This is a genomic window from Arthrobacter sp. P1_D4 (assembly GCF_056406115.1).
Genome location: NZ_JBFUAU010000016.1, coordinates 221,235 through 235,353, shown reverse-complemented (window position 1 = coordinate 235,353; position 14,119 = coordinate 221,235). Strand labels below are relative to the sequence as shown.

The window sequence follows — 14,119 nt, the reverse complement described above, 5'->3', positions numbered from 1 at the left end:
GTCAGCCGCAGGCGCAAATGATCAGCAGGGTCGCTGCGGCACCTGGTTTACCGGCTTAGTGGCCACTGGCCTACGACAGAATATGAGGACCTTCAGTGCAGAACTTCCCAGGAGTAGGCGTTAGCCCCGGCCGCATCATCGGCACCGTCCGGCAGATGCCCAAACCGATCAGCGAACCGCCCGCCGGAGAGCAGCTTCCCGCCGGCGTCACGGCGGAGGACGCGACTGCGGCGCTGAAAGCCGCGGCGAAATCCGTCCACGACGAACTGAAGGCCCGCTCCGAGACCGTCTCGGGCGACGGCAAGGCCGTCCTCGAGGCCACGGCCCTCATGGCCACTGACACCATGCTGCTCAAATCCGCAACCAAACTGATTGGCCGCGGCACCTCCGGGCAGCGGGCAATCTGGGAAGCCGGCGCCTCGGTCTCGGAAATGCTGCACAACCTGGGCGGCTACATGGCCGAGCGCGCCACGGACGTCCTGGATGTCCGCTCCCGGATCGTGGCGGAACTGCGCGGAGTCCCCGCGCCGGGCATTCCCGTGTCCGCCACCCCGTTCATCCTCATCGCCGAGGACCTGGCCCCGGCCGATACCGCCACCCTGGATCCGGAAAAGGTCCTGGCCCTCGTCACCGCCGGCGGCGGACCGCAGTCCCACACCGCGATCATCGCCCGGTCACTGGGTCTGCCCGCCGTGGTCGCCGCAGTCGGGGTCGACGAACTCGCCGACGGCACCGAGGTGTACGTGGACGGCGCGGCCGGGCTCATCACCGCGAACCCGGACGAGTCCCAGCGCGCGGCCGCAGCTCACTGGGCCGCCACCGCCTCGCTGCTCGCCGCCTTTGACGGGACCGGCACGACGGCGGACGGCCACCTCGTGCCGCTCCTGGCCAACGTCGGCGGCGCCAAGGACGCCGTGGCCGCGGCAGGCCTGAACGCCCAGGGCGTGGGACTGTTCCGGACCGAGTTCTGCTTCCTGGAGCGGGACACCGAACCGACCGTGGAGGAGCAGGCCGCCGCCTACCAGGGCGTCTTCGACGCCTTCCCGGGCAAGAAAGTGGTGCTTCGCACGCTCGACGCCGGCGCGGACAAGCCGCTGCCGTTCCTGACGGACGCCACCGAGCCCAACCCCGCCCTGGGCGTCCGCGGCTACCGGACCGATTTCACCACGCCGGGGGTCCTGGAGCGCCAGCTGCAGGCCATTGCCCTGGCGGAGAAAGCATCCGAGGCCGATGTCTGGGTGATGGCCCCGATGATTTCCACCGCTGAGGAAGCGGCCCGCTTTGCCTCGCTGTGCAGTGCGGCAGGGATCAAGACGCCCGGCGTCATGGTGGAGGTCCCGTCGGCGGCGCTGACGGCCGAGGCCATCCTCCGCGAGGTTGGCTTCGCCAGCCTGGGCACCAATGACCTCACCCAGTACGCCATGGCAGCCGACCGCCAGCTCGGCCCGCTGGCCGCCCTGAACACCCCCTGGCAGCCGGCCGTACTGCGGCTCGTGGGCCTGACCGTGGAAGGTTCCGCGGCCGAGGGCCACAACAAGCCGGTGGGCGTGTGCGGTGAGGCCGCGGCGGACCCTGCCCTCGCCGTCGTCCTCACGGGGCTGGGCGTCACCACGCTGTCCATGACGGCGCGTTCCATCGCGGCCGTCGCCGCCGTGCTGAAGACCGTCACCCTGGCTGAAGCGCGGGAGCTGGCCAAGCTGGCCTTGTCCGCGCCGAGCGCTACGGAGGCCCGGGCCTGGGTGCGGGCAAAACTGCCGGTCCTGGAGGACCTTGGGCTGTAGCGGCTGCCGCTAGGATGCACTCATGGCACTGATAGCCCCCCGGGTGACGGCCGGCCTCCCGGCCGAGGATGCGCAGAACCTCAGGTACGCCCTCGACGGCAGCCACGACATTACGGTGTTCGTGGACGGCACCGTCCACCGGCTGCCGCCCGCGGCGCGGGACGCCGTCGTCGATCTGCTGGGCCGCTTCAGCCGCGGCGAGGCCGTGACGGTCAGCAGCGTCGAGGAAATGCTGACGACGTCCCGGGCCGCGGAGCTTGCGGGAATCTCGCACACATATCTGCGGAACATGACCGACCGCGGCGAGATCCCGGTGGAGTACCGCGGAACGCACCGCCGGATCCGGCTGGCCGACATCATGGCGTGGCTCGAAACGCAGAAGAAGAATGGTGCGGGCGCCGGGACGCCGGCCGGCCAGGATGACGAGGCTGCCGGTGCTTCATGAAGCAGTGATAAGGATCAAGCAACGATCCCTGTCCGGCGCGGAAGCACTGATATCCCGCGGGATAAGCTTGGAATGTGGGTAAATTCAGAGGGTGGCACATCGTGGCAGGGATCGCCGCTATGCTGCTCGCTGGCATCTTCGGAACCGCGATGGGCCTGAACAACACCGCCACGTATTTGGCCAGCGGCGTCGCTTTCGTAGCGGTGTCGCTCTGGGTGGACAGCCGGATTTCCCGCCGCCGCAGTGCCGCCGGCATCGCCGGCCCCGGCCAGGACCTTGGCCAGGACGCTGGCCACGATGCGAAGCCGGCCCTCGACGCCGACCCCTCCAAGCGCGAGGGCTAAGCGCGCCGCTAGATTCTGGGCCGGCCAGCCCAGCGCCGCGCCTTGAGCCCGGCATGCAGTTCCAGCCGCACCATTCCCTTCAACGGGTCCACGCCCAGCAGCTGGCGGATCCGGCCGAGCCGGTTGTAGATGCTGCTCCGGTGCAGGTGCAGTTTGGCCGCGACCTCCTGGACCGAGCCGTCGTTGTCGTAGAACAGCTCCAGCACGGGCAGCAGCTCGTGGTTGCGGTCATGGTCCTCGAGGAGGCGGAAATACACGGAACCCGCGTCTGCCCAGGCTCCCGCGCCGCCGCCCGCCGAGGCCAGGAGCTGGTAGACGCCGGTGGCCCGGCAGTCGACGAGCTCGCCCAGCTGGGGATCCACCGCCGCGGCCTGGGCCGCCTGCCGTGACTGCCGGTAGGCCTCGGCCAGTTCCCGCGGCTTGGCGAATCCCTCGGACGTGCCAAGGATGATCCGCCGGACCGTGCGCCCGGAGCGTTTGGCGAGTTCGAGCTGGTAGTGGACCAGCACCTGGGCGTGGTCGGCGCGTCCCGTGGATTCCTTGAAGAGCACCACCGCATGGGTCTCCGTGCCGGCGCTGAACAGTGCGGCGTCTACCCCGATGGTCGCCTGCAGCGCCGCGGAGCGGTGAATAAGCGTGTCGGCGATGGGATCCGAGCCCCCGGCCCAGCCATCCGCGTCCAGGACGGTCACCAGCTGCCATGGCCCCTTGCCTTGGACCTCTTTCCAGCCCGCGACGGCCGCCGCCGCGTTGGCCTCCCCGGCGCACGCGGCAAGGAACTCCTGCTCGCGCCGGCGCCGGAACTCGGACTCCGCCGTGTTGGAATCCAGCAGCAGGGAGGACAGCTGCTCCAGCTCCGGCGCCACGTCCGGCAGCTGGCCCAGGACGGTCGCGGCACTGGGCTCCTCGGCGTCGAGCTGGACCCACAGGTACCCCACCCGGAAGCCCCGCACCAGCAGCGGCACGCACACGCGCCCGAGCATGCCGAGGTCCGCGTTGGCCGGCACGACGACCGGCCGGACCGCCGTCGCGATCCCGTGGGAGAGCTGCCACGCGATGACATCCACGGGGACACGCTTGCTGAGCAGGAAGTTCACCCGGACGCGGTCCGCGTGGGATTGGTTGGAGCTGTAGGCGAGGAGCAGACCGTCAAGGTCCTCGAGGGAGAGGCCGCGGCCCAGTCGCTGCGCCACCTGCTCCACGAGCTGCTCCACGTCCTGCTGCTGCATCCTGCCAGACTACTGCCCCCGCCCGCCGCACTGCGAATGCATCCGGGACGGACACGAGCCGACACCTGACGTCCGCGCCCTCGACAAATGTCTATTCCCGGTTTTGAAAAACCCCGGAATGACGCGGCGGGCGCCCACCGCCCGGTGTCGGCACCTGTCGCGTGCCTCACAGCGGGATTTATTCTGGAAGTACGAATCCCCCGCTCATCCAGGCCCACCAGGCCACCAGCTACTGGAGCTAACAAATGATCATCGGCGTACCCAAAGAGATCAAGAACAACGAGTTCCGCGTCGCCATCACGGCGGCCGGCGTCCATGAATTCCGGACCCACGGCCACGAGGTCCTCGTCGAGCGCGGCGCGGGCCTGGGCTCCGGCATCACGGATGAGGAATACGCGATCGCCGGCGCCGAGATCGTCGCCGAAGCCGACGACGTCTGGGGCCGCGCGGACATGGTGCTGAAGGTCAAGGAACCGGTCAAGGCCGAATACCACCGCTTCCGCAAGGACCTGATCCTCTTCACCTACCTGCACCTGGCCGCCGAACCGGAACTGACCCAGGCCCTGATCAACTCCGGCGTCACCGCCATCGCCTACGAGACCGTCCAGGAGGGCAGGTCCCTGCCGCTGCTGGCACCGATGTCCGAGGTTGCCGGCCGGCTGTCCGTACAGGTCGGCGCCACCTCCCTGATGGCCCCGGCAGGCGGCAAGGGTGTGCTGCTCGGCGGCGTCCCGGGCGTCCGTCCGGCCAAGGTCGTTGTCCTCGGAGCCGGTGTTGCCGGCACGAACGCCGCCGCCATGGCCCTGGGCCTGGGTGCCGACGTCACCATCCTGGACATCAACATCAACCGCCTGCGCGAACTGGACGCCCAGTACCAGGGCCGCCTGAAGACAGTCGCGTCCAACTCCTACGAGATCGAGAAGTCCGTGGTCGACGCCGACCTCGTGATCGGTTCGGTCCTGATCCCCGGCGCCAAGGCCCCGAAGCTCGTCACCAACGAGCTCGTGTCCCGGATGAAGCCCGGCTCCGTGCTGGTGGACATCGCCGTGGACCAGGGCGGCTGCTTCGAGGACACGCACCCCACCACGCACCAGGAACCGACGTACAAGGTCCACAACACGATCTTCTACTGCGTCGCCAACATGCCCGGCGCCGTGCCGAACACCTCCACGTACGCGCTGACCAACGTCACCCTGCGCTACGCCGTCTCGCTGGCGAACCTGGGCGTCAAGGCTGCGTTTGAGCGCGACGCCGCCCTGGCCGCCGGCCTGAACATCGCCGGCGGCAAGGTTGCCCACCGCTCGGTCTCCGAGGCGCACAACCTGCCCCTCGTCGCCGACTGGCACGAGCTGGTCTCCGCGTAGCCGGCACCGTGTAACCAACACATCTCCGCGTAGCGGCACTTCATCGGCTGCTCCGTAACCGCCCTTTTGGACCCCCAGAACGGCAGTTACGGAGCAGTCGATGGCTGTTTAGGTCAGGGACCGGGCCTGCTCGATCAGCTGCAGCACCTGGAGCGGTCCGGCGGGGTCGACGGGGACTGGCAGCGCCGAGCCGGCGCCGCCGTCGGCGATCTTGGCGGCCAGGATCCGGTAGAACTCCGGATAGGCGCCGCGCTCGGTGGGCAGCCGGTCCAGGTGCCCGTCGCGCCCCAGCAGCCCGGCCCAGTCCGGATCTTCCACGCCGTAGTCGGCATCCAGCGGGCTTCCGCCGGCCAGGATGTACGGCTCCTGCGGGTCCACGCCGTGCTTGGTGAAACCGCCCTCGCTGCCCAGGATGCGGTAGCGCGGGCCCTGCTGGGCGCACAGCATGTTCATCCACAGGTGGCTGGTCACCCCGGAACTGTGCCGCAGGACCACGAAGACGTCGTCGTCCGCCTTGGCTCCGGGCCGCCGGGCCGCCAGTTCAGCGTGAATGAGCGTGGCCGGCCCAAAAAGCTGCACGGCCTGGTCCAGCAGGTGGGTGCCGAGGTCAAACAGCACCCCGCCGCCGTCGTCCGCCGTTGCGGCCGCCTTCCATGCTTTGGGGACGTCGGGCGACCACCGCTCGAAGCGGGACTCAAAGCGGCTCACGGTGCCGAAGGCTCCGGTGTCCATGAGGGCTTTAACGGTGAGGAAGTCGCCGTCCCAGCGCCGGTTCTGGAACACCGTGAGCACCCGGCCCAGCCGCCCGGCCAGGTCGATGAGCTCCTGCCCCTCGGCGCTGCTGACAGCGAAGGGCTTGTCGACGACGACGTCGAGGCCGGCTTCCAGCGCCGCTTTCGCGAGTGGATAGTGGGTGGCGGGCGGCGTGCCGAGCACCAGCAGGTCCAGTTCTCCGGCGAGCTCGAGGAGATCGGCCGGGGTGTCGACGATCCTGGCCGCCGGATAGCTGTGTGCGGCGGCAGATCTCCTGCCGGCGTCGGAGGTGGCAATGGCATCGAGCGAATAGGCCGGGTTTGCGGCGATGAACGGGGCGTGGAAGACGCTGCCCGAAAGGCCGAAACCGGCGACGGCGGTGCGGATGGGCCGGGTTGAATCGTTGCTCATGGTGCCAAGGCTACCGGCTGGGCATGCACCGGGCTCCTGTCCGGCAGGGCCTAAACGAACGAGGCCGGTGCCGCCCGGATGGTTCCGGGGGCACCGGCCTCGGCCGTGCTGCTTGTTAGTGCGTGGTGCTTGTCAGAGCTAGCTCTTCTGCCAGCCGACGACGCTCCAGTCCGGGGTCTGGAACAGGGCTGCACCGTAGTTGGCCAGGCCGGTGCGGGCGAAGTAGATCTGCGGGCCGTTCATGATGACGCCCATCGAGAAGTACTTCTCCATGTGCTTCTTCTCGACGTCCATGGCGGCCTTGTTGCGCTGGGCGTCATCCTGGATGGACGCGAGGTCCTTGATGGCCTTGTCCAGTTCGGCGTCGCCAAGTTCGTTCTCGTTGGTCTTGGAATCGTAGAACTGCTTCACGCCGGAGGTGGCGTCGGCGCCAACCGTGTAGCCGCTGATGGTGAGCTGGAAGTCGCGGCTGCCAACCACCTTGCCGAAGTCGGCGTCACCGCGCTGGTCGATGCCAACGTCCATGCCGGCCGCCTGAAGCTGCTTCTGCAGCGTCTGCACGGTGGCGAGGCCGGTGGGGTCGTCACCGAAGTTGGTGATCTTGAACGACGCCGGGACGCCGTCCTTTTCCATGATGCCCTTGGCGTTGGCCTTGTAGCCGGCCTCGGTCAGGACCTTCTTGGCCGCGTCGGCGCCGGTTTCCTTGACCGGGTAGTTGTCCTGGTAGTACTTCGAGAACGGCATCAGCATCATCGAGCCCGAGCTGTTCTCTTCCCAGTTCAGTCCGCCAAAGCGGACGGCGCGGATGGCGGGACGGTCCACGGCGGTGAAGATTGCCTTGCGGACTGCGACGTCGGTAAGCGGGGCCTTGAGGGCGTTGAGGTTCAGGCCGCCGGCGAAGAGGCGCTGACCGCGGCGGACCTCGGAGTTCTTTGTGCCTTCAAGCTGCTTGTACTTCGTCAGCGTGCGGCCATCGGCCATGTCGATCTCGCCGTTCTTGAAGGCGGCGATCTCGGCGCTGGCCTCCAGCTGGCGGAAGATCACCTTGTCCAGGACCGGCTTCTCGCCCCACCACTTGTCATTCGGCACGAGGGAGACAGTCTTCGCGGCGGAGTCAAACTTGTCGACCTTGAACGGGCCGGCCATCCACTCGGGGTGCAGTTCGCCCGTGAAGCCGGTGTTGAAGATTTCGGGAGTGTTCACGGTCTGCGGGATGAAGCCGCCGAACATGTCGCTGAGCGGGTACACCGGCTGTGCGGTGGTGACAACGACTTCCTTGTCGCTGCTTCCCGCCTTGACGGAGTCGATGAACTCGTAGGCGCCGGAGCTGACGATGTCGATGTCCTTGTTCTGGCCATTGAGCATCTTCCACGTGTTCTCGAACGTGGCGGCGTTGATCGGGGTGCCGTCGTTGTAGGCGGCCTTCGGGTTGATCTTGATGGTGACGGTCTGCTTGCCGTCTTTGACCTCGCTCTTGAAGTCTTCGCAGAAGTTCTTGTTGAGGCTGGCGGTGCCGTCGAAGTCCAGCTTCCAGCAGCCCACGTAGCCGGCCTCGTCGATCGGGTAGTGCAGTTCAGTGTTGTCCGCTGAGTTGCCCGCGTTGGAGAAGCCGTTGAAGTCCGGTCCGATGTTGCCCAGGGGCAGCGTTACGGTACCGCCCTGCTGCAGGTCGGCTGCCTTCTTGGCGTTGACGCTGACCAGCTTGCTCAGGTCGCCGGAGGCATCCTGTGCCTTGGCGCTCTGGGCGGTGGTTGAGGCGCCACCGCTGCCGCAAGCGGTCAGCGCGAGGGCCGCCACGACGGCGGTGAGGCCGCCGATCCTGGTCCGATTTTTCATGTGATCCCCTTCATTTTTTCATGCGAGTGTGATGCGTGGGTTCTCGGGTGGTGTGGCTGGTCCGGTGATTCAGTGGTTTTCGTGGACAACGACCATGTCCGCGTCCAGTTCGCCGTCCGGGTAGAAGCAGGCGAACTGCTGGTCGGTGGCGGACGCTTCGAGGGCCGGCTCCAGGGTCAGGCACTTCTCCTGCCTGGCCGGCGGGAGGGCCGCGAACACGGGACAGCGGGTGGCGAAGTTGCAGCCGGCCGGCGCTTCCAGCGGCGAGGGCAGGTCGCCCTGGAGGATGATCCGCTCGCGGGTGCGCTCCAGCTCCGGATCCGGTACCGGGATCGCGGAGAGCAGGGCACGGGTATAGGGGTGGCGGGGGTTGTCGAAGACGGCGTCGACGTCGCCGATCTCCACGATTTTGCCCAGGTACATGACGGCAACGCGGTTGGAGATGTGCCGGACCACGGAGAGGTCATGGGCCACCATGAGGTAGCTGAGGCCGAGTTCGGCACGGAGCTTGTCCAGGAGGTTGATGACGCCGGCCTGCACCGATACGTCGAGGGCGGAGACGGGCTCATCCAGGATCACCAGCCGGGGGTTGACCGCGAGGGCGCGGGCAATGCCGATGCGCTGGCGCTGGCCGCCGGAGAACTGGTTGGGGAACCGGTTGACGTGGTCCGCCTGCAGGCCCACCAGCTCCATGAGCTCCATGATCCGCTTCCGGATGGCAGCCTTTGGCATGCCCAGGTTTTCCATCGGCTCGGCCAGGACCTCGTAGACGGTGAAGCGCGGATCCAGTGCCCCGGTGGGATCCTGGAACACCATCTGCAGTTCCTTGCGCATGGAGCTCTTGGCCTTGGCGTCCGCGGCCTGCTTGTTGCTCAGCCCGCCGATCACCACCTCGCCGTCCTGGTCCTTGTGGAATTCCATGATTTCCAGCAGGGTGGTGGTCTTTCCGCAGCCCGACTCCCCCACGATCGAGAAGCACTCGCCCTCGCGGATATCGAAGCTCAGCCCGTCCACGGCCTTCACCGTGCCGATCCTGCGCTTGATCAGGGCGCCCTTCATCAGCGGAAAGTGCTTCCTGACGTCGCGGAGTTCCAGGACAGTCTTGCGTTCGTGCCGGGGAAGGCTGTCAAAGCGGGATACCGGCACGTCCGGGACGGCGAAGACCGTGTGGACATCGACATCGGCGAGGGCCTCGCTCTTGATGCACGCGGCCCTGTGCCCGGTGCCGGGCGCCACCGCCCGAAGGTCCGGTTCGCCGTCGAGGCAGGCCTCGCTGGCCAGCGGGCACCGCGGCGCGAACGAACAGCCGGTGGGCGGCTGGGTGAGGTTCGGGGGGATGCCGTCGATCGGCACCAGCGACGATTTTTCCGCGACGTCCACGCGCGGGACCGCACCGAGCAGGCCCATCGTGTAGGGCATCCGCGGGCTGTAGTAGATGTCATCGACGCTGCCGGTCTCCACCGGCCTGCCCGCGTACATCACCATGATGTCGTCCGCCATGCCGGCGACCACGCCGAGGTCGTGCGTGATCATGACGACGGCGGCGCCGGTCTCCTCCTGGGCGGCGTGGAGCACCTCGAGGACCTGCGCCTGGATGGTGACGTCCAGCGCCGTCGTCGGCTCATCGGCGATCAGAACCCGCGGGTTGTTGGCGATCGCGATGGCGATCATGACGCGCTGGCGCATGCCGCCGGAGAACTCGTGCGGAAAGGCCTTGAGCCGGTCCTTCGGGCTGGGGATGCCGACCAACCCCAGGAGTTCGACGGCGCGTGCCTCCTTGGCCTGCTTGCTCATGGTCGGGTTGTGGACGGTCAGGGCCTCGATGATCTGGGTGCCGACCGTGTAGACCGGGGTCAGGGAGGACAGCGGGTCCTGGAACACCATGGCGAGGTCGCTGCCGCGGTGGCGGCACATGGCCTTGTCGCTGAGCCCCAGGAGCTCCTTGCCCTGCAGCCGGACGGAACCGGTGATTTCCGCCGTCGGGGGCAGCAGGCCCATGATCGCCATGGACGTGACCGATTTGCCGGAGCCGGACTCGCCCACGATGCCCAGCGTCTTGCCGGGCATCACGTCGAAGTCGACGCCGCGGACCGCGTGCACCACGCCGTTTTCCGTGTTGAAGCGGACGTTGAGGTCCCGGACGGAGAGGACCGCGCTGGCGGGGGCGTGCAGCCCGGCGGCGTGGAGGCGCTCGTCGGTGCCTTGGGCGGTGTCCCGTGCGGTGGTGTTGCTGGTCATTTGATCTTCTTCTGTTTCTTGCCGGTGGCGCTGCCGGTGGCGTTGCCAGTGGCCTTGCTCCTCTTGGCGCGGCCAACGGAGCTGGAGCTGGGGTCGAACGCGTCGCGGAGGCCGTCGTTCATCATGGCGAGCGAGCCGGTCAGCAGGAACATTACGATCAGGGGCGCCCAGAACATCCACGGAAAGGTGGAAACCTGGGAGGTCGACTGGCCGATCAGGACGCCCAGGCTCACGTCGGGGACCTTGATGCCGATGCCGATGAAGGAGAACGCGACCTCGGCGAGGATGGCGCCGGTGACGCCGCGGGTGACTTCCAGGACCAGCAGGGAGCCGATGTTCGGCACGAGGTGGCGCCAGACGATCCGGTGCGGCGGGATGCCCATGTACTGGGAGGCTTTGACGAAGTCACGCTGCATGAGGGAAAGCGACAGGGACCTGATGAGGCGTGCGGTCCCCATCCAGCTGAAGACCAGCAGCACGATGATGAGCAGCAGCCAGCTTGGGACGGTGTTCTTCAGGCCGTTGGCGCCGCCGCTCGTGGCCACCGCGACTACCAGCAGGGCGGGCATCATGATCAGGGCTTCGAGGATGAACAGCATGACCTTGTCCACCTTGCGGCCGAAGAATGCCATGGTGCAGCCGTAGACGGCGGCGATCAGCACCGAGACGAGGCCGACGACGACGCCGATCAGGATGGAGACCCTGGTGCCTTCGACGGTCAGGGCGTAGAGGTCGATCCCGGCCTGGGAGGTGCCCAGCGGGTGCTCCGCGGAGGGCGGAATGCCGATGTTGAAGGGGTCGATGGTCTCCTTGTCCCAGTTGCCGAAGAAGCCGCCGATGAAGGAGAAGAGGGTCAGGGCCAGGAAGATGGCGAGGCCGGCGACGGCTGTCCGGTTGCGCAGGAAGCGCCGCAGGATGATGCGCGACTTGCCGATCACGACCTCGTCGTCGCCGAACTTTCCTTCGTCCAGGACGGCGGCCGGGTCAATCGTGTTGAGGTTGGTCACGATTACTGCACCCGCACTCTCGGGTCCACGAGCGTGGTGGCGAAGTCGGCGAGGATCGCTCCGACCGCGAAGATGACGGAGCCGTAGGCGAGGGTCGCGGTGGCCGCGTTGACGTCCTGCAGGGCGATCGAGTCAATGGACCAGGACCCGACGCCGTGCCAGGCGAAGATTTTCTCGGCGAAGAAGCCGCCGGCGAAGATGGCCGGGATAGTGAACGCAATGCTCTGCGCCACGGGGATGAAGGACACCCGCAGGGCGTGCCGGCTGATGGCCTGGTTGCGGGTCAGGCCCTTGGCCCGCGCCGTCCTGACGAAGTCGGCGTTGACGTTGTCCAGCAGATACTGGCGCTGGGCGATCTGGTACGCGCCCCAGCCCACAATTGTGATGGCGAACGTGGGCACGGCGTAGTGGGCGAGCATGTCGACGAACTGGGCCCAGCCGTCGCCGTCCAGACCCGGGGTGGAGATGCCGGTGACAAAGAAGACCCGCTCCCCGACCGACTCGTTGATGTTGATGGCGCCCAGCTGCACCAGGAAGTAGGCGATCGGTGCGGGGACGATGTACATGAGGTAGCTGTACGAGGTGATGGCCCGGTCCGAGGCCTTGTACTGGCGGGCTGCGGTGAAGACGCCGAGGGCGACGCCGATCACGAGGGTCAGGATGATCGAGGCCAGGAAGAGCCGGGTTGAGATCCAGACCCGGTCGCCGAACTCGGCGTTGATGAAGGCGCCGTTGGGGCTCCGTCCCCAGTCCCAGCGGGTGAGAATGCCGGTGAGCCAGTCGACGTAGCGCTCCCACGGGTTGAGGGTGGGATCGAGCCCCTTGAGCCGGAAGGAATTGACCACCTGCTCGGGCGTGGGCCGCGGAATCCGCTCCTGCTCCAGCAGCGCCGGCTGCAGCGTGCTCACAGCCAGGAGATAGCCGGCGCTGGTGGTCAGGAAGATCATGAAGACATACGTGAGCGCACGTTTGGCGAGATATCGAAGCATGGAGCGGCTAGTTCTGGATCGCCGTTGCCTGAGCAGATCCGCGCGTCACGGCTGCGGCCGCACGGGCGGGCCCAACTGTGCCAGGGACAAGATTATTCACAACGTCGATCCTTCCGTCGTCCCCATCCGGCAGCGGGTTCCGCGGCCGGTTCGGGAGTATGGGCCAGCTGGTTTCCGGCCGCCCGCATGCCTTGCGGCTGAGCCCTTGTGGGCTATGTTGCGGGTCACATTCCAGAGGAAGCTATCACATTAGCCGGGCTCCGCCGGGCTCTCACGGGCCGCGACACGGCTGCTTCACTACAGATCGTTATGAATAACTCCGTGGAATGGATTTGGCCCACGGAACCGGCTGCGCCGCTAGTGGCCGCACACTACGCGCGTGACAAGCTCCCGCCAGGTGTCCGCAAGGCGCTCCGGCGCAATCCCGTGCACGCCGACGGAATGGAGCAGCAGTTCCGGCTCCAGCGACGCCCCGAGGGCCGACGCCATGACCCACGGGTCCGCCGTCACGCCGGCTTCGCGCAGCAGCATCTCGAGATGACGGCGCCAGAGCACGGCCGGCGGGACATCGAACCTGTTGTAGACCGAGGCGTCGGCGGCCCGCGCCAGCTCCCCGAATTCCAGGATCCAGTCAATGCGGGCGGCGCCCACGGCGATCAGCCGCTCCAGGGGCGGCGCGCCGGGACCTACCGGGGGCGGACCAAACATGAACCGGCCCTGAAATTCGGCCTCGGCGTCGCTAAGGAGCGCCATCATCAGCCCGGCACGGCTGCCGAACCGCCGGAAGACCGTCCCTTTTCCAACTCCGGCGCGCTGCGCCAGCCGGTCCATGGTGAGGGCGTCGACGCTGGATTCCTCAACGATTTCCCGGGCGGCGCAGAGCAGGAGCTCCCTGTTGCGCATCGCGTCGCTGCGCGCTGATTCTGCGGCGGGCGCGGCGGGGCGCCCTGCCCCGGACTGGGCACCGGGACGGATCGGGATGAGGCTCACACCGCTGATTCTAGCGCCCCGGAATATAACCGGACCGCAGTCCGTTTAGCATGGGTGAAGGCCCCCAAAGCCTCACGATCCACCAGCCGCCGGAATCACCCCGCGGCGTGATGCACAGGAGTACACATGTCCAAGAAGACCATCCTCACTCTCGTCGGCAGCCTTCGCGCCGGCTCCACCAACCTGCAGCTGGCCGAGGCCATCGCGCTCAACGCCCCGGAACAGGTGGACGTGGTCATTCACGAGAGCCTGGGCAACATCCCCTTCTACAACGAGGACATCGACGTCGAAGGCCAGGTGCCCGCGGCCGCCGCCGCCCTGCGGGCCGCCGCCAACGAGGCCGACACCATCCTGCTGGTTACGCCGGAGCATAACGGCACCGTCCCGGCATCGCTGAAGAACGCCATCGACTGGCTGTCCCGCCCCTTCGGCGCAGGCGCCCTCTCCGGCAAGCCCACCGCGGTTGTCGGAACCGCCTTTGGCCAGTTCGGCGGCGTATGGGCCCAGGACGAGGCCCGCAAGGCCGTCGGCATCGCCGGCGCCCAGGTCCTCGAAAACGTCAAGCTGGCAGTCCCGGGCTCGATGGTCCGCTTCGCCGAGGTCCATCCCAAGGACGACGCCGAAGTTGTCGAGCAGATCAAGGGCGTGTTCGACGCACTGGCCGAGGCTCCCGCTGCGGAAGCGGCGTAAGCTACCGCACCCCGCACTCCGCGCCAGATACCTCCCGGGGCC

At 67.5% G+C, this 14,119-nt stretch carries 12 protein-coding genes; 5 read left to right on the top strand and 7 right to left on the bottom strand.

Features of this window, described 5'->3' with window-relative positions; translation table 11 throughout:
• The first annotated feature begins 95 nt into the window (after positions 1-95).
• The 3 genes from ptsP to AC1D0A_RS16585 all read left to right on the top strand — a co-directional run bounded on the left by ptsP (position 96) and on the right by AC1D0A_RS16585 (position 2,570).
• The gene (ptsP, locus tag AC1D0A_RS16595; RefSeq protein WP_476946324.1) at positions 96-1,781 is read left to right on the top strand and encodes a phosphoenolpyruvate--protein phosphotransferase; all 1,686 of its coding nucleotides are present in this window, start codon (positions 96-98) and stop codon (positions 1,779-1,781) included.
• Positions 1,782-1,803: 22 nt separating this feature from the next.
• The gene (locus AC1D0A_RS16590; RefSeq protein ID WP_243178066.1) at positions 1,804-2,226 is read left to right on the top strand and encodes a helix-turn-helix domain-containing protein; all 423 of its coding nucleotides are present in this window, start codon (positions 1,804-1,806) and stop codon (positions 2,224-2,226) included.
• Between the two features lie 74 nt (positions 2,227-2,300).
• Positions 2,301-2,570, top strand: a complete 270-nt coding sequence (locus AC1D0A_RS16585; protein ID WP_084476217.1) for a hypothetical protein — start codon at positions 2,301-2,303, stop codon at positions 2,568-2,570.
• Positions 2,571-2,578: 8 nt separating this feature from the next.
• On the opposite strand, the gene AC1D0A_RS16580 is transcribed toward AC1D0A_RS16585, so the two are convergent.
• Positions 2,579-3,799 carry a PucR family transcriptional regulator gene (locus AC1D0A_RS16580; RefSeq protein WP_459385886.1) on the bottom strand — a complete coding sequence of 407 codons (1,221 nt, stop codon included), beginning with the start codon at positions 3,797-3,799 and terminating at the stop codon, positions 2,579-2,581.
• A 245-nt stretch (positions 3,800-4,044) separates the two neighbouring features.
• On the opposite strand from AC1D0A_RS16580, the gene ald reads away from it, so the two are divergent.
• The gene (gene ald, locus AC1D0A_RS16575) at positions 4,045-5,163 is read left to right on the top strand and encodes an alanine dehydrogenase (RefSeq protein WP_243178068.1); all 1,119 of its coding nucleotides are present in this window, start codon (positions 4,045-4,047) and stop codon (positions 5,161-5,163) included.
• 108 nt (positions 5,164-5,271) lie between these two features.
• Here the strand turns inward: ald and AC1D0A_RS16570 are convergent, their stop codons facing one another.
• From AC1D0A_RS16570 to AC1D0A_RS16545, 6 genes are all read right to left on the bottom strand, one after another.
• A complete protein-coding gene (locus tag AC1D0A_RS16570; RefSeq protein WP_476946323.1) occupies positions 5,272-6,327 on the bottom strand; it encodes a Gfo/Idh/MocA family protein in 1,056 nt (351 codons plus the stop codon).
• Between the two features lie 138 nt (positions 6,328-6,465).
• Positions 6,466-8,163 carry an ABC transporter family substrate-binding protein gene (locus tag AC1D0A_RS16565; RefSeq protein WP_243178070.1) on the bottom strand — a complete coding sequence of 566 codons (1,698 nt, stop codon included), beginning with the start codon at positions 8,161-8,163 and terminating at the stop codon, positions 6,466-6,468.
• Positions 8,164-8,232: 69 nt separating this feature from the next.
• A complete protein-coding gene (locus AC1D0A_RS16560) occupies positions 8,233-10,401 on the bottom strand; it encodes a dipeptide ABC transporter ATP-binding protein (RefSeq protein WP_476946322.1) in 2,169 nt (722 codons plus the stop codon).
• Complete coding sequence (locus tag AC1D0A_RS16555; RefSeq protein WP_476946321.1) at positions 10,398-11,408, bottom strand: ABC transporter permease; 1,011 nt, start codon at positions 11,406-11,408, stop codon at positions 10,398-10,400. Before AC1D0A_RS16555 ends, AC1D0A_RS16560 begins: the two co-directional genes overlap by 4 nt.
• A 2-nt stretch (positions 11,409-11,410) precedes the next feature.
• Positions 11,411-12,397: an ABC transporter permease gene (locus AC1D0A_RS16550; protein WP_243178073.1), complete on the bottom strand. Its 987-nt coding sequence runs from the start codon at positions 12,395-12,397 to the stop codon at positions 11,411-11,413.
• Positions 12,398-12,754: 357 nt separating this feature from the next.
• Positions 12,755-13,387, bottom strand: coding sequence for a TetR/AcrR family transcriptional regulator (locus AC1D0A_RS16545; RefSeq protein ID WP_439954086.1), 633 nt, complete (start codon positions 13,385-13,387; stop codon positions 12,755-12,757).
• Positions 13,388-13,513: 126 nt separating this feature from the next.
• Here AC1D0A_RS16545 and AC1D0A_RS16540 point away from each other — a divergent pair, with 126 nt between their 5' ends.
• Positions 13,514-14,077 carry an NAD(P)H-dependent oxidoreductase gene (locus tag AC1D0A_RS16540; protein ID WP_018775397.1) on the top strand — a complete coding sequence of 188 codons (564 nt, stop codon included), beginning with the start codon at positions 13,514-13,516 and terminating at the stop codon, positions 14,075-14,077.
• The last annotated feature ends 42 nt before the right edge of the window (positions 14,078-14,119 follow it).

Bases quoted from the DNA above. Each gene is read 5' to 3' on its own strand.
- AC1D0A_RS16590 (WP_243178066.1), top strand. From the start codon at position 1,804: ATGGCACTGATAGCCCCCCGGGTGACGGCCGGCCTCCCGGCCGAGGAT.
- AC1D0A_RS16570 (WP_476946323.1), bottom strand. From the start codon at position 6,327: ATGAGCAACGATTCAACCCGGCCCATCCGCACCGCCGTCGCCGGTTTC.
- AC1D0A_RS16565 (WP_243178070.1), bottom strand. From the start codon at position 8,163: ATGAAAAATCGGACCAGGATCGGCGGCCTCACCGCCGTCGTGGCGGCC.
- AC1D0A_RS16550 (WP_243178073.1), bottom strand. From the start codon at position 12,397: ATGCTTCGATATCTCGCCAAACGTGCGCTCACGTATGTCTTCATGATC.
- AC1D0A_RS16580 (WP_459385886.1), bottom strand. From the start codon at position 3,799: ATGCAGCAGCAGGACGTGGAGCAGCTCGTGGAGCAGGTGGCGCAGCGA.
- AC1D0A_RS16560 (WP_476946322.1), bottom strand. From the start codon at position 10,401: ATGACCAGCAACACCACCGCACGGGACACCGCCCAAGGCACCGACGAG.
- ald (WP_243178068.1), top strand. From the start codon at position 4,045: ATGATCATCGGCGTACCCAAAGAGATCAAGAACAACGAGTTCCGCGTC.
- AC1D0A_RS16540 (WP_018775397.1), top strand. From the start codon at position 13,514: ATGTCCAAGAAGACCATCCTCACTCTCGTCGGCAGCCTTCGCGCCGGC.